This is a genomic window from Rhodoferax sp. OV413, from assembly GCF_900104385.1.
Taxonomy (GTDB): domain Bacteria; phylum Pseudomonadota; class Gammaproteobacteria; order Burkholderiales; family Burkholderiaceae_C; genus Rhodoferax_B.
The window spans coordinates 74,405-100,367 of the sequence record NZ_FNJA01000008.1 but is presented as its reverse complement, the minus strand read 5'-3'; the positions used below and the strand labels follow the sequence as shown (position 1 = coordinate 100,367).

The window sequence follows — 25,963 nt, the reverse complement described above, 5'->3', positions numbered from 1 at the left end:
TCGGAGTTATGCAATGCTCTCGGTGCCGCTCCCTTGGCGCATGGAAGGCATTGCATAAGTCCTGCTCAGGAGTGAAACAAGCCGACCCGCTCGCCCCTGCGAGTCGGATCGGCTTGGCACTAGGCTTTCAACAATTAATTATTGTTGTCCAGCTTGGCGCGCAGCAATGCGCCCAGGCTGGTAGTGCCAGCGTTTTCACGGGCCGAAGCTTGGCTCAGAGCGGCCATGGCTTCGCCTTGGTCGGCAGCGTCCTTGGCCTTGATCGACAGCTGGATGTTGCGGGTCTTGCGATCCACATTGACCACCACAGCGGTAACTTCGTCGCCTTCTTTCAGCACGTTGCGTGCGTCTTCAACGCGGTCACGGCTGATTTCGGAAGCGCGCAGGTAACCGATGATGTCTTCACCCAGGTCGATTTCAGCGCCACGGGCGTCCACGGTCTTGACCTTGCCGGTCACGATCTGGCCCTTGTCGTTGATGGTGGTGAAGGTGGTGAACGGATCGCTGTCGAGCTGTTTGATGCCCAGGGAGATACGTTCGCGGTCCACGTCCACGGCCAACACGATGGCTTCGACTTCTTGGCCCTTCTTGTAGTTACGCACGGCGGCTTCGCCGGTTTCGTTCCACGAGAGGTCAGACAAATGCACCAGGCCGTCGATACCGGCAGCCAGGCCCACGAACACGCCAAAGTCGGTGATCGACTTGATCGGGCCCTTGACGCGGTCGCCACGCTTGGTGTCTTGCGCGAATTCTTGCCATGGGTTGGCCTTGCATTGCTTCATGCCCAGGCTGATGCGGCGCTTGTCTTCGTCGATTTCCAGAACCATGACTTCGACTTCGTCGCCCAGCGAAACCAGCTTGGCGGGAGCGATGTTCTTGTTGGTCCAGTCCATTTCGGAAACGTGCACCAGGCCTTCGATGCCGGGTTCGAGTTCCACGAATGCACCGTAGTCGGCGATGTTGGTGATCTTGCCGAACAGACGGGTCGACTGTGGGTAGCGGCGGTTCACGCCCATCCATGGATCGTCGCCCATTTGCTTGAGGCCCAAGGACACACGGTTCTTTTCGGTGTCGAACTTGAGGATCTTGGCGGTGATTTCCTGACCAGCCGTAACCACTTCCGATGGGTGGCGAACGCGGCGCCATGCCATGTCGGTGATGTGCAGCAGGCCGTCGATGCCGCCCAGGTCCACGAACGCACCGTATTCGGTGATGTTCTTGACCACGCCATGCACCACGGAACCTTCTTTCAGGGTTTCCATCAGTTTGGCGCGTTCTTCGCCCATCGACGCTTCGACCACAGCGCGGCGCGACAACACGACGTTGTTGCGCTTGCGGTCCAGCTTGATGACCTTGAATTCCATGGTCTTGTTCTCGTAGGGAGACAAGTCCTTGATGGGGCGGGTGTCGATCAGCGAACCGGGCAGGAATGCGCGGATGCCGTTGACCAGAACGGTCAGGCCGCCCTTGACCTTGCCGCTGGTGGTACCGGTAACGAATTCGCCGGATTCCAGGGATTTCTCCAAGGACATCCAGGAAGCCAGGCGCTTGGCGGTGTCACGGCTGACGATGGTGTCGCCGTAGCCGTTTTCGATCGCAACGATGGCAACCGAAATGAATTCGCCAACTTGGACTTCAACTTCGCCCTTGTCGGTCTTGAACTCTTCCAGCGGCACGTAGGCTTCGGATTTGAGGCCAGCGTTAACGACCACAAAGCTGTGTTCGATACGGATGACTTCGGCGGTGACGACTTCACCAATGCGCGTTTCCGTGCGGGTTAGCGATTCGGCAAAGAGGTCTGCAAATGATTCTGACATGGTTTTCCTAGTCCACAGCACAGGGTTGGCGGGTGCGGAATTGCACCTGCGTTGGGGTCTGGTGTGGCGGTTTGGCGGTCGGTGGACCACCGGGGTTACAGGGTTAAAAACCACTCGGCTGAAGCAGCAGAGTGGGCCTTATTAGCCGGTTCAGCGAGGCTGAAAAGGCTGTTTGCTCTGCCACCAGTCCAACACCTGATCGACCGATGTTTCTATCGTCATATCCGAGTTGTCCAGCAGCAGCGCGTCTTGTGCCGGTTTGAGAGGTGCGGTGCTGCGGGATGAGTCCCGGGCATCACGCGCTTCCAAGTCGGCACGAAGGTCTTCTAGTGTAGTCGAAATTCCCTTTGAAATCAATTGCTTATACCGCCGCTCTGCGCGCCGGGCGGCGGTGGCGGTCAGATACACCTTCAAGGGGGCGCTTGGGAAGATCACCGTACCCATGTCGCGACCGTCCGCCACCAGGCCCGGCAGGCGCTGGAAGCTGTGCTGCAGGTCCACCAACGCCAGTCTTACCGAGGGCAGGGCGGAGACCTTGGATGCGTTCATGCCGGCTTCTTCGGTGCGGATGGCTTCCGATACATCGGAATCGCCGAGCCAGACCTTGCCGGCGTCGAAGCGCACTGGCAGGGTCTTGGCCAGCGTCGCTATCGCCGCTTCGTCGGCGGCGGTGATGTTCAAACCTGCACGCAGGGCTGCCAGCGCGGTGATGCGGTACATCGCACCCGAATCCAGGAAGTGGTAGCCGAGCTTGGCCGCCAGGGCCGCTGCCACCGTGCCCTTGCCCGAGGCGGTAGGGCCATCGATGCAGATCACGGGGATATGGCTGTCGGCAGTGCTGGCCAGGGCGAGCAGCGCTTCAAAATAGTCGGGAAAGGTCTTGGCCACGCATTTCGGGTCTTCGATGCGCACCGGCAAGCGTGCCGGGTTGAAGGCGGCCAGCGAGAAGCACATCGCCACCCGGTGGTCGTCGTAGGTGTGGATGCCCGCGGCTTTCCAGTCGGCTACCGAGGCAGGCGGCGTAACGCGGATGTAGTCCGCGCCTTCGTCCACGGTGGCGCCGAGCTTGCGCAATTCGGTCGCCATGGCGGCGATACGGTCGGTTTCCTTGACCCGCCAACTGGCGATATTGCGCAGCGTGGTCGTGCCGTCGGCGTACAGCGCCATCACCGCCAGGGTCATGGCGGCGTCGGGAATGTGGTTGCAGTCCAGGTCAATGGCTTTCAACGGCCAGCTGCCCCGGCTGACTTCCAGCCAGTTCGGGCCGCTGACGATGCGCGCGCCCATTTGCTCGGCGGCTTCGACAAAGCGGATGTCGCCCTGGATCGATGCGGCACCCACACCTTCTATATGAATTTGGCTCCCAGTGCTGGTAGCAATTGCGCCAAGCGCTATGAAATAGCTAGCGGATGAGGCATCGGCTTCCACATGGATGTCGCCCGGCGACTGGTAGCGGCTGCCGGCCGGAATCGTGAAACTGGCCCAGCCATTGCGCCGCACCGTGATACCAAAGCGCGCCAGCAGGTTCAGCGTGATCTCGATATAGGGCTTGGAGATCAGCTCGCCGACGACTTCAATCGTCACGTCTTGTTGGGCGACCAGCGGCAGCGCCATCAGCAGCGCCGTCAGGAACTGGCTGGACACATCGCCACGCACGCGGATCGGCGCATCCAACTTGAGCTGGGGCTGGCCAATGTGCAAGGGCGGGTAGCCGTCTTGCCCGGTGTAGGCTATCTGGCAGCCGAGCTGGCGCAGTGCATCGACCAGGTCGCCAATCGGCCGCTCGTGCATGCGCGGCACTCCGTGCAGGCTGAAATCACCACCCAGCACGGCCAGTGCCGCGGTCAACGGGCGGATGGCGGTGCCGGCATTGCCCATGAACAGATCGGCCTGGCTGTTGCGCAATTGCCCGGCCAGACCGTCGATTTCCAAAACCTTGCCGTCACGGCGGATGCCGCAACCTAACTTGGCCAGTGCGTCCAGCATGACCCGGGTGTCGTCGGAATCCAGCAGGTCGTGGACCCGGGTGGTGCCGCCACTCAGGGCGGCCAGGAGCAAAACACGGTTGGAGATGCTTTTCGAGCCTGGTAGCACCACAGTGCCGTGGGCGCTTTCCAGCGGGGGGAGGTCTAGGAAGGGGGTGGCGTACATCAGGTCTTTGGTTTCAAGGAGGCCATGCTCCAGTCGGCGCGGCTGTCGCTAGCGTGCTCCAGCATGCCGGTCAGCCCGTCTATGTTGTTGCTGGTGATCATGGCTTCCATGGCCTGCAGCGTGCGCTGGAAGATCTGCGACTGGGCCAGCAGCTCTTCCTTGTTGGCCAGCAAGATATCGCGCCACATGTGCGGGTCAGACGCGGCGATGCGGGTGAAATCACGGAAGCCGGGGCCGGCGAGCGCCAAGTATTCCTGGCCTTGTGGCTGGCTAACCAGGCCGTGCATCATGGCGAAAGCGATCAGGTGTGGCAGGTGGCTGACGGCGGCAAAGGTTGCGTCGTGTGACTCGGGCGACATCTGCAGCACATTGCAGCCCAGTGCCGTCCACACGTCCACCGCCTGGCTCAGCTGCTTGGTCAGCGTGCGCTCAATCGGGGTCAGGATGACGTTCTTGCCGCTGTAGAGCAGCGCATCGGCAAATTCCACGCCCGAGACTTCCTTGCCGGTGATCGGGTGCGCCGGGACGAAGGAGCCGACCTGCTCGCGCAGCGCGCGGCGGGCCGCATCGACCACGTCGCGCTTGGTCGAACCCACGTCCATTACCAAGGTGGTGGGGCTGATCAGGTGCTTGATGGATTTGAAAGTGGCTTCGGTGGCGGCCACCGGCACGGCCAGCAGTACGATGTCGGCGCCCGACACGGCCAATAGGGCCGACGGGGCTTCGATGTCGATCACGCCCATTTGGCGGGCCCGGCTGGTGGTGGAGGGGGATTTGCTGTAGCCGACGACTTGCTTGACCAGGCCGGCCTTTTTCAGCGCCAGCGCAAACGAGCCGCCCATCAGGCCGCAACCGATCAATCCCAATTGTTCAAACATGCTGCGTCTTGCTCCAGAACATCAAGGGCCGACCGGATAGGTACCCAGTACCTTGTAGAAGGCGCACAAGGCCCGCAGCTCTTGCAGCGCTTTGGCCACATGCGGCTGCGAGGGGTGGCCGTCGAGGTCGATGTAGAAGTAGTAGTCCCACTGGCCGGTACGGGCCGGGCGCGACTCGAAACGCGTCATCGACACGCCATTGGTCTTCAGCGGTACCAGTAGATCGTGCATGGCGCCGGGTTTATTGGGTACTGATACCACCAGGCTGGTGCAGTCCTTGCCCGAAGCCGGCGGCGTGGCCAGGGTCTGTGGCAGGCAGATGACGGCGAAGCGGGTGCGGTTGTATGCGTCGTCCTGCACTGCATGCGCCACCACGTGCAGGCCGAACTGGGCGGCTGCGCGTTCGCTGGCCAGGGCGGCCCAGGCTGGGTGGGTGGCGGCCAGGCGTGCGCCTTCGGCGTTGCTGGAGACGGCGCGGCGCTCCACATGCGGTAGGTGCTGGGTCAGCCAGCCCTGGCACTGGGCCAGCGCCTGGGGATGGGCCATAACGACTTCGATGTCGTCGCGTGAATTGGTTTGGCGCAGCAGGTTGTGCCGCACCAGCAGGCTGACTTCGCCGACGACGTGCACCGGCGAGTGCAGGAACAGATCGAGCGAACGGGCGACCACGCCTTCGGTGGAATTTTCAATCGCCACCACGCCGTATTGGGTCGTGCCTGCGGCCGTGGCGTGAAAAACTTCGTCAAAGTTGGCGCAGTACAGCAGCTCGGCCGCGCTGCCGAAGAATTCGATGGCGGCCTGTTCGGTAAAGGTGCCTTCCGGGCCGAGTACGGCCACGCGCTGCGGTGCTTCCAGCGCCAAGCAGGCTGACATGATTTCGCGCCAGACGGCGGCCACATGGGTATTCTTCAGCGGGCCGGTATTGGCCTGCTGGATTTTGTCGATCACCTGCGCCACGCGGTCGGGCCGGAAGAAGGGCGAGCCTTCGCGGCGCTTGATTTCGCCCACCTGTTCGGCCACTTTGGCGCGGCTGTTCAGCAGGCTCAGCAGGTCTTGGTCGATCTGGTCGATCTTGACGCGCAAATCGGCCAGATCAGGGGTGGCGGCGGGCGGTGTTACAGCAGTCATGGGTCAGGCTTGGCTTTTCTCGAATGTGTGCATGTAGTCCACCAGAGCCTGCACACCCGCCAGCGGCATGGCGTTGTAGATGCTGGCGCGCATGCCGCCGACCGACTTGTGGCCTTTGAGCTGAAGCAAGCCGCGTGCCTTGGCACCTTCCAGGAAGGCGTCGTTGCGGCTCTCGTCGCGCAGGAAGAAAGGCACGTTCATGCGCGAGCGGCAATCGGCGTCCACCTTGTTGAAGTACAGCTGCGACTGGTCGATCGCGCGGTATAGCAGCTCGGCCTTGGCGATGTTGCGCTGCTCCATGGCGGCAATGCCGTGCAGCTCACCCTCGGTCTGGTGCTTGAGCCACTGGAAGGTCAGCCCGGCGACGTAGATCGCGAAGGTGGGCGGGGTGTTGTACATCGACTGGTTGTCGGCCACGGTCTCGTAGTTGAAGGCGCTGGGGCATATGTCCAGCGCGTGGCCGAGCAGGTCTTCGCGCACCACCACCACCGTCAGACCGGCGGGGCCGAGGTTCTTCTGGGCGCCGCCAAAGGCCAGGCCGATCTTCGACCAATCGACCGGACGCGAGGCGACGTGGGACGAGAAATCGACCACCAGCGGAGCTTTCGAGCCCAGTGCCTGCAGGTCGGGCAGGGTCTGGAATTCGATGCCGTCTATGGTTTCGTTGCTGCAGATGTGAACGTAGTTGGCGTCGGCGCTCAAGTCCCAGCTAGCCGGGTCCGGCAGGCGCGTATAGCCGGTGGCTTCGGTGCTGGCGGCGATGTGCACCTGGGCATATTTGCGTGCCTCTTTTTGCGACTTCTGGCTCCAGCTTCCGGTGACGACGCTGTCGATCTTGCCGCCGCGCGACAGGTTCAGCGGAACGATGGCGTTTTCGCCCAGGCCACCGCCTTGCATGAAAAGGATTTTGAATTCAGGCGGCACCGCCATCAGGGCCCGGAAGTCGGCCTTGGTTTGGGCGTAGATCGACAAGAACTCCTTGCCCCGGTGGCTCATCTCCATCACGCCCATGCCGCTGCCATGCCAGTCCAGCATTTCAGCGGCTGCCTGGGTCAGGACTTCTTCAGGAATGGCGGCAGGGCCTGCGGAGAAATTGAACGGTCGGGTCATGCAAATTCTTAGGTTAAATAGGCCGCTGGCGCTTATTTGGTAAGCGCAAGGTGCTATGAATTATGTAGTGATGGCGGATTACGCTTCGGGGGTGTCGCCTGCGCTGTCATCGTTGCCACCGGCTGCGTCGTCTTCACCCGCTGCGCTGGCTTCGGCGGCGGCTGCGATGGCGTCGTTTTCCACGATGCGCTGCAGTCCGCTGAGCTTGGAACCTTCGTCCAGGCCGATCAGGGTGACGCCCTGGGTGGCACGGCCGAGTTCGCGGATCTCGCTGACCCGGGTGCGCACCAGCACGCCCTTGTCGGTAATCAGCATGATCTCGTCGTCGGCATGCACCAGGGTGGCAGCCACCACGCGGCCATTGCGCTCGCTTTGTTGGATGGCGATCATGCCCTTGGTGCCGCGGCCATGGCGGGTGTATTCGGTGATGCTGGTACGTTTGCCGTAGCCGTTCAGAGTGGCGGTGAGCACGCTTTGCTGCTCGTCTTCGGCAACCAGCATGGCGATCACGCCCTGGCCTTCTTCCAGCATCATGCCGCGCACGCCCCGGGCATTGCGGCCCATGGGGCGCACATCGTTTTCATCAAAACGCACAGCCTTGCCGCCGTCGCTGAACAGCATCACATCGTGCTTGCCGTCGGTCAGGGCGGCTCCGACCAGGAAGTCGCCCGGGTCCAGGTCCACGGCGATGATGCCGGCCTTGCGCGGGTTGCTGAAGTCGGTCAGCGGGGTCTTCTTGACCGTGCCCATGCTGGTGGCCATGAACACATACTGGTCGGCCGGGAAGCTGCGCTTCTCACCGGTCAGGGCCAGCACCACGTTGATCTTTTCGCCTTCTTGCAGCGGGAACATATTGACGATCGGGCGGCCACGCGAGCCGCGCGAACCCTGCGGTACTTCCCAGACCTTGAGCCAGTACAAGCGGCCGCGGTTTGAGAAGCACAGGATGTAATCGTGCGTGTTGGCGATGAACAGCTGGTCGACCCAGTCGTCTTCTTTGGTGGCCGTGGCCTGCTTGCCGCGGCCGCCACGCTTCTGCGCCCGGTATTCAGAGAGCGGCTGGCTCTTGATATAGCCACTGTGCGACAAGGTCACCACCATGTCGGTTGGGGTGATCAGGTCTTCGGTGCTGAGGTCGAACGAGCTGTACTCCACCAGGCTGCGGCGGGCGCCCAGCTTGGTCTGGCCGAATTCCAGCTTGATGGCGGTCAACTCTTCGCCAATGATGGTGGACACGCGTTCGGGCTTGGCCAGGATGTCGAGGAAGTCTTCGATCTCGGACATCACCTCTTTGTATTCGGCAACGATCTTGTCCTGCTCGAGCCCGGTCAGGCGTTGCAGACGCATCTGCAGGATTTCTTGCGCTTGCACTTCGGACAGGCGGTATAGGCCGTCCTTGCCCATGCCGAGTTCTTTTTCTAGACCATCGGGGCGGTAGTCGTCCACATTGACCATGCCGCCGTCGGCACGGGTACGGGTTAGCATCTCGCGCACCAGCTTGCTGTCCCAGGGGCGGGCCATCAGTTCGATCTTGGCGACCGGGGGCGTGGGCGCGTTGCGGATGATGGCGATGAAATCGTCGATATTCGCCAGCGCGACCGCCAGGCCTTCCAGCACATGGCCGCGTTCGCGGGCTTTGCGCAGGTTGAAGATGGTGCGGCGGGTGACGACTTCGCGGCGGTGCTCCAAGAAGACTTCAATCAAGTCCTTCAGGTTGCACAGCTTGGGCTGGCCATTGACCAGCGCCACCATGTTCATGCCGAAGGTGTCTTGCAGCTGGGTCTGTTTGTAAAGATTGTTTAGCACTACCTCGGGCACTTCACCGCGCTTGAGTTCGATCACCAGACGCATGCCGGATTTATCGGACTCGTCCTGGATGTGGCTGATGCCGTCGATCTTCTTTTCGTGCACCAGCTCGGCCATGCGCTCTTGCAGGGTCTTCTTGTTGCACTGGTAGGGCAGCTCGTCCACGATGATGGCCTGGCGCTGGCCCTTGTCGATGTCTTCGAAGTGCACCTTGGCGCGCATCACCACACGGCCACGGCCGGTGCGGTAGCCGTCTTTTACGCCATTGATGCCGTAGATGATGCCGGCCGTGGGGAAGTCGGGCGCGGGGATGATCTCCATCAGCTCGTCCACCGTGGCCTGCGGGTTGCGCAGCAGGTGCAGGCAGCCGTCGACCACTTCATTCAGGTTGTGCGGCGGGATGTTGGTCGCCATACCCACGGCAATGCCGGATGAACCGTTGACTAATAAGTTAGGGAAGCGGGCTGGCATGACCAGCGGCTCTTGCTCGCTGCCATCGTAGTTAGGGCCAAAGTCGACGGTTTCCTTGTCCAGGTCGGCCAGCAGCTCGTGGGCGATCTTGGACATGCGGATTTCGGTGTAGCGCATGGCGGCGGCGTTGTCGCCGTCGACCGAGCCGAAGTTACCCTGGCCGTCCACCAGCATGTGGCGCAGCGAAAAATCTTGCGCCATGCGAACGATGGTTTCATATACCGCACTGTCGCCGTGGGGGTGGTACTTACCAATCACGTCGCCCACAATACGGGCCGACTTCTTATATGCACGGTTCCAGTCGTTGTTGAGTTCGTGCATGGCAAACAGCACGCGCCGGTGCACGGGCTTGAGGCCGTCGCGCGCATCGGGCAGGGCGCGGCCCACAATAACACTCATCGCGTAGTCGAGGTAACTCCGGCGCATTTCCTCTTCAAGACTGATGGGCAGGGTTTCTTTGGCGAACTGGGTCATGAGAGGCAAACGTTGTGCAGCGGAGGTCCATCATTTTAGAGGCAAGTGACTGTCGCTACACAGCAACACATGCCCTATATGGATGTGCATACATTTAGGTATGCCTGTCGTCCTACTCGTTTCCCCTTAGCCCTGTGGCACAATTGTTTGAACGTTTGCAGTGATGGTCACTGTAAGCGTCCCGTTTCGCAGCGCTGCTGCGGCTTTTTCCCCAAGAGGAGAACCATGAAGAAATTGAACAAAGTGGCAATGATGTTTGCCTCCGCAGCGCTTGTAACCGCCGCGGGCGCACAAACCGTTGATAACTGGAAGAACGGCACCAACGAACTGGTCTGGAAGAACGGTACCAACGAACTGTGCTGGCGTGATGCGTACTGGACGCCCGCAACGGCTGCTCCTGGTTGTGATGGCGCTATTGTTCCTGTTGCTGCTCCCGCTCCTGTGGCTGCTCCCGCACCAGCACCAGCACCTGTCGCTGCTGCTCCTGCTCCTGCTGCTGTGGCTCCCGCCATGGTCGCAGAAAAGGTAACCTACGCAGCTGATGCTTTCTTCGACTTCAACAAGTCGGTTCTGAAGCCAGAAGGCAAAGCCAAGCTGGACGACCTGGTTGGCAAGGTTAAGGGCATCAACCTGGAAGTGATCATTGCCGTGGGTCACACCGACTCCGTGGGCAGCGATGCATACAACCAGAAGTTGTCGGTTCGCCGTTCTGAGTCCGTCAAGGCTTATTTGGTGTCCAGCGGCATCGAAAAGAACCGCGTCTACACCGAAGGCAAGGGCGAAAAGCAACCTGTTGCTGACAACAAGACTGCCGAAGGCCGCGCTAAAAACCGCCGCGTTGAAATCGAAGTTGTTGGTACGCGCAACAAGTAATCCAAAGGTCTAGCACCGAGCCTACTTGGTGTTATGGTCTTGAACAGGCTCTAGAGCCTGTTCACCGAAGCCCTCTGAACTTACGTTCCGAGGGCTTTTTTTATGTGCCGCTGTATGCGGGATCGTTGTGATGTGGCGCTATGTAATCTGAGAAAATGGAGTTATGAACCCTAGTCTGAATGCCGATCCCGCCGAGCTGGCCAAATTCTCTGACCTGGCCCACCGTTGGTGGGATGCCGATAGCGAGTTTCGACCGTTGCATCAAATCAATCCACTGCGCCTGGGCTGGATTAACAGCATCGCATCCGTCGGTGGTCAACGTGTGTTGGATGTCGGTTGTGGCGGAGGCATATTGGCGGACTCCATGGCCCGTTGTGGTGCGGATGTATTGGGGATCGACCTGTCTACGAAGGCATTGAAAGTGGCACAACTCCACGCTTTGGAGGCCCAAACGCCGACATTGAAGTATCGCGAGATCAGTGCAGAGGAAATAGCGATTGAGCAACCGGGCAGCTTTGACGTTGTCACCTGCATGGAGATGCTGGAGCATGTACCCGATCCCGCTTCTGTGGTTCGTGCATGTGCAGCCCTGGTAAAGCCGGGAGGCTGGGTGTTTTTTTCAACTATCCATAGAAGCGCGAAAGCTTTCTTGCTGGCTGTTGTGGGGGCGGAATATGTTCTCAACATGCTGCCACGTGGGACTCATGCATACGAGAAAATGATTCGCCCTAGTGAGCTGGCTGCGCATTGCCGGAGTGCGGGGCTTACGTTGCGGCACACCCGTGGATTGGAATTCAATCCCTTGACTCAGCGCTATTGGCTAAGTGCGGATACAAGCGTGAACTACATGATTGCCACGCAAAAGCTATGACGTCCAACGTGCTTCCCATTTTTCGCAATATACAAGCGGTATTGTTCGATTTGGACGGAACCTTGGTAGACAGTGCGCCCGATCTTGCGGGGGCGGTCGACAAAATGCGGACCGATCGCGGTCTGTCTTCCTATGCACCTGAGCGTTACCGTCCGATGGTGGGCGCAGGAGCGCGTGGCATGCTGGGTATTGCGTTTGACATGCAACCTGATCACCCCGACTTTGCGGCGATGCGAGAGGAGTTCTTTGTCAATTACGAGCGCCGACTGACTCAAGAAACGTACGCATTTGAAGGGGTTTCAGAGCTGCTGGCTCAACTGGTTGCCCGGTCGTTGTCTTGGGGCGTGGTGACCAATAAGTCTGAGCGTTTTGCCATTCCCTTAACCCAATCTATGCCGCTGTTCGCTACGGCCGGTGCGGTGGTGGGCGGGGACACTACGCCGCATGCCAAGCCCCACCCTGAGCCCTTGCTGGAGGCTGCTAGGCGGCTGGGGCTGGCTCCAGAGCGCTGCGTATATGTGGGCGACGACGAGCGAGATATTGTGGCAGGCCGAGCTGCTGGCATGGCTACAGTTGCTGCCGCGTATGGTTACCTGGGGCACAACACGGATGTCGAGCGCTGGGGGGCGCACGCAGCAATCCATTCGCCTCTGGATTTATTAAATTGCCTACCGAGCGGTCAAGCACTTAATGGCTTAAAATGAACAGCTTGGGGCTGCACTGGTTTCGACGTGGGTTCGGACGCGCAGCAGGGCATGTCGAGGTTCTGTCACCTCGTAAAACAGCAGAAAAAACCTAACTGCAAACGACGAACGTTTCGCACTCGCCGCTTAATTGCGCGTGAGCCTCGCAACAGCAAGCCAATAGGCTGGGCAAGGGTTGTAATTCCGTAAGGTTTTACAGTCCAGGCTGCGGGGTAATTTTATTTGGCTGGGAGGGCACTGGGTAACTTAGTACTCTTCGAGAAAATAGGTTGCTGGCGTTTTGCATAGCGTGCCACTGCGCGATGTAAAAGGCGAGACTTAAACCAGACGGCTACACATGTAGAACTGTTCGAAGAAGGCTTGCGGACGGGGGTTCAAATCCCCCCAGCTCCACCACATTTGTAAGTTGTTGATATCAAAGGGTTTTCAGGACTTCTAAAACGAAGACACCTCGAACGGACACCAAGGGCGACACTTTGGGGTCTGTTCCATGAGGTCATCCGCTTACCTTTCCGTCTCGCGCTGCGGGGTTTTTCTTGTTCGTTTGGTCATCCCCAGCGAGCGTAGAAGCCACAAAGACCCGAGGGATATAAAGTTTTCCACGCTCACCAAAGACCCGCGTTGTGCTAGGAGCATAGCGCGGCGTCTGCGCGTCTATTTCGAGCTGTATCTGTTGCAAAATGTGCGTATTGAGCGCCAAGCGCTCATTGAATATCTGCGCAGCAACATGAAAAAACCAAAGCTCGAAGACCTCGCCCCATTCAATGCCGACAAGGACGACAACGGCAACTGGCGCTTCACGGACGTAAAGCCCGGGGACGTGGGGGCCATCGACGCCTTTTTAGAGGCCGTAAATAGGTCTAGCCAGGGCGATAGGCCTTTGTCGCAGGTTGCCCTATCCGAGCCCTTGCCAGAACGTTTTCACGAGCCTGGGCGGCTGTCGTCTTCCGCCCGCCTGCGGGTGTCCAGACACATAGCGGACTATCTGAAATCCGAGCAAGCCCGCGAAGACGACAAGGAAATCGGCGAGAGAAGCCTTCCGCAAACCAAAACCCGGTTGAGGCCATTCCTCGAACGCTTCGGAACCAAGCAGATTGGCACACTCACGCCTGCCGACATGGAGAAATTCAAGAAGGACTTGGTTTTCTACCCCGTCAATGCGCCAAACCTGCGCAATGCCGTAAATCTGACGTTTGACGAAATTGTGAGCCGTTCCCGCCGCAAGCTGTTGTTGGACAATGACGGCGCTATTGCAGAGCGCCTTACGGAGGCCACGCTGGAAGGCTATGTAACGGTGGCAATTAAATTTTTGGAGTTCGCTGCAAAGCAGTATGCGGTTAATGAACTCGTAATTAAAGGGTTCGAGGTAAAAACGAATGCGCGCAAAGGAACAATAAAGCGAGCATTTACGCAAACTGAATTAAAATCAATCTTTGGCGATGCGTATTACGAAAATGCGAACTACAACAGAAGCTATCAGTATTGGGTTCCTTTGCTCGGGCTATTCACCGGGGCGCGGCTCAATGAAATATCGCAATTGCAGCTAAACGACGTGAGGCAAGACGATGCCGGGCTCTGGTACATCGACATTACCGCATCAGCTGACGACGATGAAGACGAAGACACGAAATCAGTGAAGAACGAGGAAAGCCGTCGCCTCGTCCCGGTTCATCAGCAATTGCTAGATTTAAAGTTCATTGACTTTGTAAAAGAACAGAGGCGTTCTGCACCTTCCCGTAAAGCTGAAATTGAGGCTAAGGCCGCAAGCGCCAAGCCCGGCACAAAAGAGGCTAACGCCAAATACACCCCAAACCTTTTTGGGCTGACATCTGGCACAGGGGACAAGTATGGAAAAGCGCCGGGGCGCTGGTTTAATGAAAAATACATTGCTGAATACCTAGAAATAAAGCAACCCGAAATCTCCTTTCATAGCTTCCGTCATCGCTTTGTTACGTCGCTGGCACAAGCAATTGTGGATAGTAGCGGCTTGGGTGTAGAAACTGTTTTACATGAGCGCATTCCCGAGTCGGTAATTCTTCGACGCATTTGTGGACATTCGGGCGCGCATGTTCTGACCGCTGGACGTAATCAGAACGATGTGCACACAAATACCTACACGGGTGCTTTCAGTATTGCAAGCATGAAGCGTGTAATTGACCGCCTCAATTATCCCGGTGTGCATTTCTTCGACTATGTTGAACCGATACTCGGAACACGTAAACGCAAAAACACACCCGCAAAAAAGGCGGGTGAATTTAAAGTGTCCTCAGAAGAACTAGCTAACTTGCTTGGCTAACCGGTGCCGACATTTTCAGCAAATCCGGGAATGGCTTCTTGTCCCTTTCCGGCGCGTTGCTTAGCAGCGTGGATATGTGCTTGCGCAGAGCTGCATTAGTCTCAATGTCTTTGAGCACAAGCGCGCCGACGACGAACTTCCGTCTGTCGGTGGTTTTTCGTTCCTTTGCATTGAATTGACTCTGCAATTGTTGTGCTCGTGCTTTCAATTGCTCTTGTTCCTTCTGCAATACTGCAATTCGTTCTTTCAGGTTCTTGCTCATGGTTTGTCTCGCTTTCTGAAATCAGCTTAACAAATCATTGCGGCTTGTCAATAAAGGCTGGGGCTATTCACTTGCCCCAGCCTTTCTTGCTTTTGCGTTTGCTTTTGCTACTATGAATGTATCAACGCACTCGCTATGTTCTCGCCTGCTAAATCGTCCTCGTCCATCGTAGCCCCCTGCAAGGGCTCACTTATGCAAACATACACTACGTGTATATTTGCGTTCGCCCTGCCGGGGGCATTGCTTCGCAATCGGGGAGCAATTGGCCATGCCTAACCTAGCTACATGGTTTACGCCTTCGCTCCAAACCATTTCGCGCTCATCGGGTCGTAGCTCCGTCCTGGCCGCTGCATACCGCGCTTGCGTAAAGCTAACGGACGAGCGTTTAGGCATCACTACCGATTACACGCCAAAAGGCAAGCATGGGCTGGCGAGCAATATTTGCATCGGCATTCCCAACGACGATATTGGGAAACTATGGAATGATGCAGAAAAATCGGAAACACGGGCCAATTCCACGGTTGCGCGTGAGCTAATGGTCCCCTTGCCGTCGGCATGGTCGGATGCGGAGCGCGCTAAATGCGTGCGCGGTTTGGGTGAAATGCTACGAGCTCGATATGGTGTAGCGGTGTTGGCTTCTATTCATAGAGCGAGCAAAGATAACAACAATGAACACGTACACATTTTGTTTACCACGCGCACGGTTGATGCCAATGGCGTATTTGGAAAAAAAACCCGAATTCTCGATGATGCTAAAACGGGCGAAGTTAAAAAACTACGCGAGGCCGTTTGTGAAATTGTTAACGCCCAGGCAATAGAGCAGGGCGATGATTGGTATGTCTATGCCGGAAAATTTGCCGACGTTCTGGATGACCACATTCCAACGACGCACATTTCAATTGCGCATGGCAAGAACCAGCAGGCACTCATTGATGCCAACCGGGAAGATGTTGGGCAAGCGCGCATTGAATTGGAAAGAATCAGCGCTAACGTCAAATCCAACGCCGCCAAACTCGGGGAGTTGACGGCGCAGGCCACAATTGCCGAATCGAGCCAAAATGCCACCCCAGTCCGCGACAACTCGTTTGATGAAACTGTGGTAGCACCAACACGCGAACAGGTTTTGGAGCGATTGCGCGGGTGTCCCGAGATGGCCGAATATGTGGATGAAGCAGCAACCAACGAATCGCTATTTCTCGCACTAATCGAAGAAGAGCCCAGGATTATTCAGCGCCGAAAAGAGACGGAAGAGTTCGAGGCAAAACGCCTGCATCGAATCGAAATGCCTGAAAATGCCATCAAAGCAAAAGAGCAAATGGAAAAAGCGCTTTTCTCAAAGCAGACGTTGCGGCAGCAATTTGTTGCATGGGAAGAAATGCAAAAAGAGTTAGCGGCAAACCCGCCAACACCTGCATATGGGTTTTTTGGTGGATTGAAAGCGCATTCAAAGGTGGAGTTGGCAGAGCACTCGGAGAAATTGCAGAGCGCCAATGATGGCATGGAGGAGTGCAGGAAAAAGGCAGTCGTACTGAATAAGTACTTAAAGAACCCCGAACGCCTGCGTCTCAATAACGTCTACAACGAAACTTTCGAGCACAACGCGAAAGTGGATGCCCAAGAACTGGAATACGCCCAGCAGCAAGAACGCGAATGGGAGCTAATGGCCCAGGCCCAACGCGAACGGGAACGCGAACAGGCGGGGCAATTCGACTGGTCGGCCTATTTGGCCGAGTCCGACCGTGAAAACGCGGTGCGACGTGAGCGAGCCTCCGCTACCGAATACAGCAGCGGCGGCATGGGCATGTAAGGACGGCCAAAACCTGCTTTCCAAGACGCGAAATAGCTGTGGTGAGGTGTTTGTGCCCTGTACCGCGTCAAAGGCCTTTGCGGGTCGTTATAGCCCTGTTGCTTCCGCTTCGCTCTCATGGGGCCAGCCCCATACCCCAAGACAATGCGTTGATCCTCTATATATCATTGTGGTATCACTCCACCACCCTTCCGGTCTCCGCGCTTGCGCGGGGATAGGAAGGGTCGGCACACCGAAGGTGGCCGGGGATGGGTCAGGGGCTAGGGAATAATTGTATTAGCCATACAAAGAGACATACCCCGCACCCCGCCAGCCCAATAGGCATGCAGGTTTTGCTCTTTTTTATACAATAAAAGCATGGAGGGATTTCTATAAACTATATAAATCCAAAGGCTAGGGAAGGGCGGCCTGCTAAGGCCGCCCAACAGGCGTGCAGCTCCATGCCCAAAAGTGCATAAATGCGCAAAATATGGAAGCCGATTCGGCGATGCCGACATAGTGGAACCTACGAGAGAGCGACGAAGGAGCGAGCGACCCGGTTCCGCGTAGAGCAATCCCGGCATGGCCGGGATTGCGTATGTCGGAGTCGCCAAATCGTGGCGGTGTGCTGCCCCAAAAGAAAAGCCGAAGCATCTTTGCAGATGCCCCGGCATGTCTTGACTTCCTTACCCTTGTCAGGTAATTTAATTGGAGCAAAGCAGGATACCAACCTGCTTTGCTCAAGGCTGACGGTAAACCAACTACGCATCAACCTCTTACATATCTATTGTAGCTATTGCGGCTATTTAGTCAAGTGAACATGTAAGAGCATACGGGTAAAAGTTTCTTTCGGTTTTGCAACTGAACAGGAACCAACCCATGAAATTCAATGCAACTTCTATTCAACAGCACCAAGCGGCCCGCTTGTTGACCCAAGACTATCGTTTGACCCGCGCGAACATTTTGGGCGACGGCTTAAAACTCTGCCGCCGTGCCAAAGCGCACAACAGCAGCAACCCCAACACTGCGTATATCGCCGTAACACCCACCCAAGATGGTTTTTCCGCAAAAATGCACGATGTTGCAAAATGTGGAAATGCTCATCTTTGCGCATATTGCTCTGGCGTGAAAGCAGCACATATGCGCAACTGGATTACATCCATGTTTGTGCCCGAAGTCAAAAATCGTGGTTTGGCCATCGGGCTGATGACACTTACAGCCCACCATAAACGCGAGTCCAATTGGTCAGATTTCGTAGCCAACTTTTACCTTGCACTGGCAGCATTTGGTATTGATATGCAGCGCGATATGAAGGCGGTGGGTAGTATTGGCCGCATTAGAGCAATTGAAACGCCGGTGGGCTCCAACGGTCTGCACCTTCACCCCCATGACCTTTTTACGTACCGGCCCGGTGCAGACATCGCCGCGCTTGAAGTTGTCGCCCTGGCGAAATGGAAAAAATCCTTACGTAAATTTGGGTTGCATTGCTCCAAGCGAGGTGTGGACATTAAGAAAGATGGGGATTTTGACCCACATTACATTGCAAAAGAACTTGCGGCCCACGACACAAAGACCAACAGCAAGAGTGACCTTGTAACCCTATTTAAGCTCTTGGATAAAAGCGCACGCGGCGACAAGCAAGCGGGACAAGACTGGATTCGCGCAGCGAAAGCAATTCAAGGCCGCGACCGCTGGAACGTGGGCCAATTGGCAAGCAAGCTTGGCATTCCATGCCCGAGTGATTGGAAAAACCCCGCAATTACGTCTATGAACGACTCTGCACCCGTGCAGCTTATCGAGTACCCACAATCGCATCACATGGTCGCCACATCCCCAAATAGCGAGCGTGCGGGCCTTGCATTTCTTTTGCGCGCTGGAAGGAATGAAGCGACCCGCCCCGGCAGCGTACAGCGTATGGCACTTCGCATGTGCGACGAGACAATCAAGGCAGACATTGAACTCATTAAGAAAAAGAGTGCATACCGCCTTGTCGACGCTCTAAAAGCGGCCCCCAAAGCAACGGAAGCATTAACGGCCCGGCACTTTGTGCGCTATACATTTGCAGTTGCCGAGTACCGCGCTAAAACTCATTCATACATGTTTCCTGCCGCTATTCCAATGCCTGTGCCTATGTCTACGCCTGCACCCCTTTTAGCCCCAATTGCGCCCGGTCTCGAATTGAACTTTGCCTAATTACGTGCCCATGTGCTACATTGCTGCGTCAACATAGGAGGCCGCAATGGCAGATGATAGCGCTACACAATTGGAAAAGCTGGAAGCCGCACGGAAAAAGGCGGCGGAAGCCCTCGCAGAAGCTGACACAAAACTGGCAAATTTCCGCAAAGAAAACCGGGGTCCAAAGCTCGTTGAACTAAAAAAAGACATAGAGAACTACGGCTTTACCGCCGCAGAGCTTTTTGGCGAGGCTGCATTGGCCAAAGCAAAGCCGAACGCAAAAGGCAAGGCCACAAAGCGCCCCCTGACAATTGTCAAATACAAAGACGACAGCGGGAACACCTGGGGCGGTGGCAAAGGCCCGCGCCCAGCTTGGGTGAAGGCTATCCAAGAAGCGGGCGGCGACATGGAAAAGTACCGCGTATCGCCATGAAATGTCCTTGCTGCGGGGGTACTGAACTTGTACGGGACAACCGAGAAATGGACGCCAATGGCGTGCATTTGGTCATCACGGGCGACTTCTGCCCCGCATGCGGCGAGTGCATCCTAGACCGTGAAAACGGCGACCGCTACGGCGCGGCGTTAAAAGAGGGCCGAGTTCGAGCGGGCATGCGCCTGGCCGCTCTTTGTGGCACCGCATCCGACATGGATGACATACCTCGACGCAGGCCGGAGAAGCCCCCTACATAGGCCTCTGGCCGCAGGGTGCGAAGGCAGTAATGCGCTATGCTATACGCTTTTCTGTTCGGATAGGTGAACTCGATGGACGATAGCGAAAAACGTTTGCCTGTCAGTTTTCGGCTCTCTAACCGCCACAAGCGAGGCTTAGAGCTGGGTGCTCTTCACGAGCATAGGTCGCAAACCAACTTCATTGAAAAACTGATTTCTGATTACTGCGAACAGCACGGTCTTGACCTCACCCGCGCAGAAGTTGGTAACGATGAAAAGGCCAACCCTTGAGCCGCATTGACTACTCTTCGCTCACGAAAGAGCAGCTTGTTGACATCTTGAAGCGGCGCGATGTTCAGGCCCGCTACGGGTTGAGCTGGGAACGTCTGAATGTGGATGCCGACAGGGCGCTGAATCGGGACTTTGTGGGTCTTGAACTCGACGAATCGCTCTCTTGCGGCCCCAGCCCATGGGAAAACTTGATCATCGAGGGGGACAATTTTGATGCTCTGCGTCACCTGGCCACCACGCACGCCGGGCAGTTCCATGCCATCTACATTGATGTCCCTTACAACACGGGAAACAAAGACTTTGTCTACAACGACAACTTCTTTGACGCCCGGAACCGATACCGCCACAGCACCTGGCTTGAATTCATTTACCAACGGCTTGTGCTGGCTCGCTCCCTTCTGAGAGATTCCGGCTCTATTGTTGTCAGCATTGACGACAACGAGGTATTCAACCTGGGCTTGCTCATGAACCAGGTTTTCGGCGAGAAATGCTTTGTGGCCAACTGCATTTGGCAAAAGCGGTACAGCCGGGAAAATCGCAGCGCCATTGGTGATGCGCACGAGTATCTGCTTGTCTATTCGCTGGACCCCGATGGCTTCAAAAATAGACGCGGTCGGCTGGCGCTGGGAGACAAGCAAAAGTCCGTCTACAAAGACACTGGCCACGTCCGTGGCAAGTGGCGGGCGGTGTCGCTTTCCGCGCAAGGGTTCCGGCCCAATCAGATGTACGAAATCGTCTCGCCGCAGACTGGCAAGGTTTTCGTGCCGCCAGAGGGTGGCTGCTGGAAGGTGATTCGTTCCAGGTTCGATGAGCTTACGGAAAAAGGACTGATTTACTTCGGCAAGGATGGCAACGCCATGCCTTCCCGCATGCAATTTCTCGAAGACATAGACGGCATGACGCCGTGGACCTGGTGGCCCCATGAAGAGGTGGGGCACACGGATGAGGCACGCAAGGAAATCCAGGATATTTTCGGTACCCAAACTGCTTTCGATACCCCGAAGCCCACCCGGCTGATGGAGCGCGTATTGCAAATATGTGCCCCTGAAAAAGATGCTTTGGTGTTGGACTTTTTTGCGGGTTCGGGCACGACCGCGCACGCGCTGTTGCGCATGAACAAAGGGGATGGTGGGCACCGTAGGTTCGTCATGGTGTCCAGCCGTGAGGCCACCGACGAGAACCCCGATAAGAACCTCTGCCGCGATGTCTGCGCCGTTCGTATTCGCAAGGCGATTGAGGGGTATAGGTCCGAAAAGACCGGCCCTGTCGCGGCGCTTGGCGGGTCCTTTGCGTACGTCAAGACGGTCACCGTGCCCATGCACCGCCTCGAAGAAGGCTTGTCGGATTCGATGGTCTGGACGTTCGCGCTCCAAGCCTGCGGGCACCCGTTATCGCCGGTCCAAGCCGGGCTCTCTTCCTCGGTGAAAGGCAATCACCTGGCCGCGTACTGCGCCAACACCAAGCCCGCGACGTTGACGGCCCTCAGGACACTGCTTGAAGGGCACCAGGGACCCACGGTGGTGTTGAGTTGGGCACCACAGGTGGTGCAAGCCTTCCTCTCGGGTCTAAGCAGCGTTGTGAGCTATGTCGGGGTCCCTCAGGACCTGCAACGCGCGTTCCGGCAAGGCAATGCCCAGGTGCATGAACCCACGCTGGTGGAGGACGAGGCTCGGGCGGTTCCTGAGACGGTTGAAGTCACCGACGACACGGCGGTAGATGAGGTCGATGAGCTAGGTGTGGCGGACGATGACGGGGAGCCAGCATGAGCCGCACGATTCCGATGCTCTTCCAAGAGCGGCACGTCGATGTCCTGGTTGACCGCTTCGTAGCGCTCAAAAACAGCTACGACGCACTGGGGCAGACACCCGATGCGGGCGAGTTGAAGACGCTTCGCCAGAATGGCGCCTGCGTGTTGCTGCAAGCCCCCACGGGCATCGGCAAGACCCTTATGGCTTGCGAATTCCTGGCCCGGTTTTCGCCCCACGACCAAATCCTGTGGTTCTGGTTCGCGCCCTTCACGGGCGTGCTTTCGCAGTCCAAGGCGTCACTCAAACGGCAGGCACCCAGCCTTCCATTGCTCGATATAGACACTGACCGCCAAGTCGAGAAACTTACACCCGGTTCGGTCTTCGTTCTAAGCTGGCAGACCGTCGCAGCCCGCTCGCGCGAATCCCGAATCGTCAGACAGACGGGAGACGTTGGCCTGGCTGTCGATGATTTGATTGTTGAGGCCCGCCACGCCGGGTTTCGTATCGGCGTTGTCGTAGACGAGGCCCACCATGGCTTTGTAAGAGCCACCGAAGCGGGCAAGTTTTTCGCCAATGTTCTTGCTCCCGACTACGTCCTGCTGATGACGGCAACGCCACGGGACGAAGACGCCGTGCGCTTTGCCAGCCAAACGGGGTATCGCATCGGCGGACCCACAGAATGGGCCTCCGTGGCCCGTTCTGAGGGCGTCGATGCCCAGCTACTCAAAAAGAGCGTGAAAGCGGCCAGGTTCATCGCACAGAACCAAGACGACGCGCAGCTACTGGCATTTGAAGAGGTGGCCCTTTCTGAGGCAGCGGTGATGCACCGCGAAATCAAGAAAACGCTAATTGGGCTTGGGATAGGGCTCGTTCCCTTGATGCTGGTCCAGGTTCCCAACGGTGGGGAAATGCTGGAAAAAGCCAAGAGCTACCTCATCAATAAATTGCGATTCCCTGAGTCCGCCGTTCGGAGCCACACGTCCGACGAGCCGGACCCGAATTTGTCGGCTTTGGCGGATGACCCGCAAGTCGAGGTCATCCTTTTCAAGATGGCCATTGCCACCGGCTTCGACGCGCCCCGCGCGTTTACGCTGGCCGCCCTGCGCGGCGCTCGGGATGCCAATTTCGGCGTGCAGGTGGTTGGCCGCATCATGCGGGTGCATCGGCTCTTGCAGGGCCGCGTCAACGAGTTGCCGCCCCTACTGCACTACGGCTACGTTTTCCTGGCCAACGGCGAGGCACAGGAAGGTCTGCTGCATGCCGCAGCACAAATCAACCAGATGCCGGGCCAGCTTGCCAGCGCGTCACCGGCCACAGTCGTCACCATCATCGGTGGCCAGTCTACGGTGCAGGTAGCCAAGCCTGGCCAGACCCTGTCCTTGCTGCCGAGTCATGCCCCACACGGTCCTGGCACAGCGGGCGGTGTGGGCCAGGTGGCGGAATTGCTCAGGGCGGGCGAGGGAGCGCCGGAAGCCTTACCTGGCACGGTCGAGCCCAGCAGGCCCACGTCTGGCGGGCAAGTAGCCCTCTTCCAGTTCTTGACGGCCCCGGCCGGTACCGGCACGGGTGGGCAGGAGAGCGACACGTCGGCGGACGGCCTTTCGCATGGGTACAGCGAAGAGTCCGCGCTGATTACAGCGTTCAAGCTCGATGCCCAGGCGTCGGGTTTCAGCTATGTGCTCAAAGACTCGTCCCCGAGGTCGCTGGTGACGGAGGTTTTGCCACCGCTGCCCGAGGACTTCGAGCGCCGAATAGCCCACCACATCGACTTCGCTCGGGTGCTCGGTGACCGCTTGAAGGTCCGGTCAAGATTGACCGAACGAACCACGGACGTGTTCGTCACCACGGCGCTTGCGGACCGTGACATCTGGGCAACCGTCTCGGCTTCGGCCATCGCCAATAAGGCTCGGCAAATCGCGTTCCAGTTTGATGACGTGGACCGCCGCGAATTGCTCCGCGAGTTGCGCTCACGTTTCAGGGAAGTGCTGGTCAGCGAAGGGCATGAACCACCGGACGACGACGAAGAACTCACCAGGCAGCTTGAATTGGTCCTCGTGCGCAACGACAAGCTGATTCGGGACGCACACAAGCGACTTCGTGCCGAACAGGTATCGACCCTCACGGTGCATCTTCCACCATCGGTTGCCTCCAGCATGCCCTTGGCTTCCGCAGCACGGAACGTCTACGGCATCTTCCCGGAAGATTTGCGCCCGCAAGAGCTTGAATTTGCCGAAATGCTGGACACGTCCGCGCAGGTGCTTTGGTGGCATCGCAACCCGGTCAAAAAGTCGTCTTCGGTGGCCTTGTTCAACTGGGCCGAAGGCCAGGGTTTCTATCCTGACTTCGTCGTCGGCGTTGCAGAGCGGGCGGAAGGCGACGGCGTTGCGCTTAGTGAGGTCAAGGGGCCGCACCTGCAGCAGTACGACAAAGAAAAAGCCGGGGCCAGGCACACCACCTACGGCCGGGTGTTCATGGTCGGCAAAACCGCCGCCGAAGGCTCGTTCAGGCTTTGGCGATTGGTTGGTGAACGCCACGACCTGGTCGATGACGGTCCCTTTGAGGTGCAGCGGATGCGTTACTCGTAAGTTGACGGCGTCTGGAAATCTTGAATGGAGATTGAACCGGCGTCCGCAAATCGTCGTTCGGCCAAGGGCGACACCCTGGGCTACACTTCGGGGCGACACTTTTATAACCTGCCCGGCCGTCTGGATGTGGTTGAGCTTTGTAAGGGGTCCGGCAACTCATTGATTTGCAACAACATTTAGGCGTTTGGGCGGTTGCTTCACTGTTTCCCCCCAGCTCCACCATATTGACATCCAAGGCCGTTTGCTGTGCGACTTAAACCAAAGAATTGCACCTCGTGCAATTTTTAGGTTTATTTCGTAAGTGCAATTTTTAAGTTAAACGGCCTCGTATGAGGCCGTTTTTTTTATTTTCTGGTCAAGGAAGCCCGGTCCTACGGGGCATCCTGAACGACTGTTATGCAGGGCGGATTCAACCGGTTGGGCAATCGCTGCGAACGACGCGTTTGCTTGGATAAGCCGACAACCGAGTGCCTCGGCACCGCTGCTGGCAATATCGTCAAAGCTCAGTCTGCTCTGAATTTCCAAAGCGTCCTCGACCTCTATGCCGAGATAGCGAACCGTACTTTCCAACTTGGTATGCCCGAGCAGGTGTTGGACGGCACGCAGGTTCTTGGTTCTGCGGTAGATCAACGTTGCTTTGGTTCGTCGCATCGAATGCATTCCAAACTCCGTTGTATCAAGGCCAATTTCATTGGCCCAACGATGAACAATACGGGCGTACTGCCGTGTCCCAATATGAACCTACCGGCAAGTACATGCATGAAACCGCATAAGCAGTGCTAGAAAATGGACTCGCCGATCTCGTTACTTTTGGCCAGCCAAGGGTAGCTGTGCCTACACGGCGACTGATCGACCGGTAGCTACCGACTCCATCGCGGCCTCAGCCAGCAGCAGTGCCTGGCGGCCGTCCCACGGTGTGGTGGGCATCGCACTGCCTTCTTGCAATGCTTTTAAGAAGGCATCCAGTTCATTGCGGTAAGCATCCGTGTAGCGCTGCAGAAAGAAATTCAGTAGAGGCGGCAGGGCTTCGGTCTCGGTCGAGTTGTAGCGACGCACGGTGCTGGGTCGCAGGTTGTCGTTCATCAGCATTCCGGTGGAGCCGAGAATTTCAAAACGTTGGTCGTAGCCATACACCGCTTCGCGGCAGCAGTTGATATGGCACTGCTTGCCAGATGCAGTCTGCATCACCACCATCAACGTGTCGTAGTCGTTGAACTCTTCCATCAGCGCCTTGTTGACCACACGGCTGGCCTTGGCATACACCTCGGTGGGCTCTTCGCCAAGAAGAAAGCGCGCCATGTCGAAATCATGGATGGCCATGTCGCGGAAAATTCCGCCAGAGTGGGCAACATAGTCACGGGGTGGCAACGCTTGAGCCGGAAGATGGTGCGCTGCCATTTCTGCAGTTTGAGATTCTGAAATCCCTTGCGGTTGAGTTGCGCATTCCCATCTTACTGGTGGGCGCGTATGACCTTTTGGGCATTCTTGACGGCACAGGCCAGCTATTGCGCCGCTCACAGATCATCCATTTGCCCCGCTATCGAGCCGGTGCTGAGGGGGTTGACCCAAACTTCATTGATGCGCTGCACACCTTGCTGGAGGCTATCAAAATTCCCATGGATGAAAATTTGGCTCACCGAGCGGACTATTTTTTCCTGAAATCGGTGGGTTGTATTGGCACCTTGAAAGATTGGCTAGACCGTACAGGCCAGAGGGCCGCCTATGGCGAAATTGAGCGATTGAAGAGCGAAGAGATGCAACGCCTGCGCGCTGGGTCGGCGTGGCCCATGCAGCCATCGTCAGATGGCTCCTTGTCTGAAAAACGTAGCAGTTCGCCCGATGTAGGCCAAGATCCGTTGGAGTCCTAA

Annotated in this window: 20 protein-coding genes, 1 other RNA gene and 1 pseudogene; 13 read left to right on the top strand and 9 right to left on the bottom strand. The window is 57.5% G+C overall.

Translation table 11 applies throughout. The annotated features are described in order from the left end of the window. Positions 1-134 precede the first annotated feature (134 nt). From rpsA to gyrA, 6 genes are all read right to left on the bottom strand, one after another. Positions 135-1,817: a 30S ribosomal protein S1 gene (rpsA, locus tag BLT66_RS22725; protein ID WP_092761519.1), complete on the bottom strand. Its 1,683-nt coding sequence runs from the start codon at positions 1,815-1,817 to the stop codon at positions 135-137. A 150-nt stretch (positions 1,818-1,967) separates the two neighbouring features. Next, positions 1,968-3,968: a bifunctional 3-phosphoshikimate 1-carboxyvinyltransferase/cytidylate kinase gene (locus BLT66_RS22720; RefSeq protein ID WP_092761517.1), complete on the bottom strand. Its 2,001-nt coding sequence runs from the start codon at positions 3,966-3,968 to the stop codon at positions 1,968-1,970. Continuing rightward, positions 3,968-4,846, bottom strand: a complete 879-nt coding sequence (locus tag BLT66_RS22715) for a prephenate dehydrogenase (RefSeq protein ID WP_092761515.1) — start codon at positions 4,844-4,846, stop codon at positions 3,968-3,970. The genes BLT66_RS22720 and BLT66_RS22715 overlap by 1 nt, the downstream gene beginning before the upstream one ends. 21 nt (positions 4,847-4,867) lie before the next feature. Further along, positions 4,868-5,974 carry a prephenate dehydratase gene (pheA, locus tag BLT66_RS22710; RefSeq protein WP_092761513.1) on the bottom strand — a complete coding sequence of 369 codons (1,107 nt, stop codon included), beginning with the start codon at positions 5,972-5,974 and terminating at the stop codon, positions 4,868-4,870. A gap of 3 nt (positions 5,975-5,977) precedes the next feature. Beyond that, positions 5,978-7,084, bottom strand: a complete 1,107-nt coding sequence (gene serC / locus BLT66_RS22705; RefSeq protein ID WP_092761511.1) for a 3-phosphoserine/phosphohydroxythreonine transaminase — start codon at positions 7,082-7,084, stop codon at positions 5,978-5,980. A gap of 78 nt (positions 7,085-7,162) precedes the next feature. After that, positions 7,163-9,835: a DNA gyrase subunit A gene (gyrA, locus tag BLT66_RS22700; protein WP_092761509.1), complete on the bottom strand. Its 2,673-nt coding sequence runs from the start codon at positions 9,833-9,835 to the stop codon at positions 7,163-7,165. 225 nt (positions 9,836-10,060) lie between these two features. On the opposite strand from gyrA, the gene ompA reads away from it, so the two are divergent. The 5 genes from ompA (at position 10,061) to BLT66_RS22675 (ending at position 14,579) form a co-directional block, all read left to right on the top strand. Further along, positions 10,061-10,708 (top strand): outer membrane protein OmpA, encoded by a 648-nt coding sequence (gene ompA / locus BLT66_RS27450; protein ID WP_092761507.1) that lies wholly within the window; start codon positions 10,061-10,063, stop codon positions 10,706-10,708. Between the two features lie 163 nt (positions 10,709-10,871). Beyond that, on the top strand, positions 10,872-11,579 hold the full coding sequence (gene ubiG, locus BLT66_RS22690; RefSeq protein WP_092761505.1) for a bifunctional 2-polyprenyl-6-hydroxyphenol methylase/3-demethylubiquinol 3-O-methyltransferase UbiG: 708 nt from the start codon (positions 10,872-10,874) through the stop codon (positions 11,577-11,579). Continuing rightward, entirely contained in the window at positions 11,576-12,283 is a 708-nt protein-coding gene (locus BLT66_RS22685) for an HAD-IA family hydrolase (protein ID WP_369821628.1), read from the top strand. The genes ubiG and BLT66_RS22685 overlap by 4 nt, the downstream gene beginning before the upstream one ends. 7 nt (positions 12,284-12,290) lie before the next feature. Further along, positions 12,291-12,679, top strand: a transfer-messenger RNA (tmRNA) gene (gene ssrA, locus BLT66_RS22680). A gap of 94 nt (positions 12,680-12,773) precedes the next feature. After that, positions 12,774-14,579 (top strand): site-specific integrase, encoded by a 1,806-nt coding sequence (locus tag BLT66_RS22675; protein WP_143029270.1) that lies wholly within the window; start codon positions 12,774-12,776, stop codon positions 14,577-14,579. Here the strand turns inward: BLT66_RS22675 and BLT66_RS26570 are convergent. Continuing rightward, positions 14,563-14,841: a hypothetical protein gene (locus BLT66_RS26570; protein WP_143029269.1), complete on the bottom strand. Its 279-nt coding sequence runs from the start codon at positions 14,839-14,841 to the stop codon at positions 14,563-14,565. The two genes, BLT66_RS22675 and BLT66_RS26570, sit on opposite strands and share 17 nt — an antisense overlap. Positions 14,842-15,109: 268 nt before the next feature. On the opposite strand from BLT66_RS26570, the gene BLT66_RS22670 reads away from it, so the two are divergent. The 7 genes from BLT66_RS22670 to BLT66_RS22640 all read left to right on the top strand — a co-directional run bounded on the left by BLT66_RS22670 (position 15,110) and on the right by BLT66_RS22640 (position 24,095). Next, complete coding sequence (locus BLT66_RS22670) at positions 15,110-16,648, top strand: MobA/MobL family protein (RefSeq protein ID WP_092761500.1); 1,539 nt, start codon at positions 15,110-15,112, stop codon at positions 16,646-16,648. Between the two features lie 858 nt (positions 16,649-17,506). Then, the gene (locus tag BLT66_RS22665; protein ID WP_143029267.1) at positions 17,507-18,820 is read left to right on the top strand and encodes a hypothetical protein; all 1,314 of its coding nucleotides are present in this window, start codon (positions 17,507-17,509) and stop codon (positions 18,818-18,820) included. Between the two features lie 46 nt (positions 18,821-18,866). Further along, positions 18,867-19,235, top strand: a complete 369-nt coding sequence (locus BLT66_RS22660; protein WP_092761495.1) for an H-NS histone family protein — start codon at positions 18,867-18,869, stop codon at positions 19,233-19,235. Beyond that, positions 19,232-19,492, top strand: a complete 261-nt coding sequence (locus tag BLT66_RS22655; RefSeq protein WP_092761493.1) for a type II toxin-antitoxin system MqsA family antitoxin — start codon at positions 19,232-19,234, stop codon at positions 19,490-19,492. The genes BLT66_RS22660 and BLT66_RS22655 overlap by 4 nt, the downstream gene beginning before the upstream one ends. A 72-nt stretch (positions 19,493-19,564) precedes the next feature. Next, positions 19,565-19,762: a hypothetical protein gene (locus BLT66_RS22650; RefSeq protein ID WP_092761491.1), complete on the top strand. Its 198-nt coding sequence runs from the start codon at positions 19,565-19,567 to the stop codon at positions 19,760-19,762. After that, a complete protein-coding gene (locus tag BLT66_RS22645; protein WP_092761489.1) occupies positions 19,759-21,528 on the top strand; it encodes a site-specific DNA-methyltransferase in 1,770 nt (589 codons plus the stop codon). Before BLT66_RS22650 ends, BLT66_RS22645 begins: the two co-directional genes overlap by 4 nt. After that, positions 21,525-24,095, top strand: coding sequence for a DEAD/DEAH box helicase (locus BLT66_RS22640; RefSeq protein WP_092761487.1), 2,571 nt, complete (start codon positions 21,525-21,527; stop codon positions 24,093-24,095). Before BLT66_RS22645 ends, BLT66_RS22640 begins: the two co-directional genes overlap by 4 nt. A gap of 507 nt (positions 24,096-24,602) precedes the next feature. Here the strand turns inward: BLT66_RS22640 and BLT66_RS22635 are convergent. Both BLT66_RS22635 and BLT66_RS22630 read right to left on the bottom strand, forming a co-directional pair. Next, positions 24,603-24,833 (bottom strand): annotated as a pseudogene (locus BLT66_RS22635) (tyrosine-type recombinase/integrase); the annotation flags it as partial. Positions 24,834-24,929: 96 nt separating this feature from the next. Continuing rightward, on the bottom strand, positions 24,930-25,493 hold the full coding sequence (locus BLT66_RS22630) for a Gfo/Idh/MocA family oxidoreductase (protein ID WP_255407047.1): 564 nt from the start codon (positions 25,491-25,493) through the stop codon (positions 24,930-24,932). Between BLT66_RS22630 and BLT66_RS22625 the strand changes: the two genes are divergently transcribed. Beyond that, entirely contained in the window at positions 25,457-25,963 is a 507-nt protein-coding gene (locus BLT66_RS22625; protein WP_143029266.1) for a P-loop NTPase family protein, read from the top strand. The two genes, BLT66_RS22630 and BLT66_RS22625, sit on opposite strands and share 37 nt — an antisense overlap.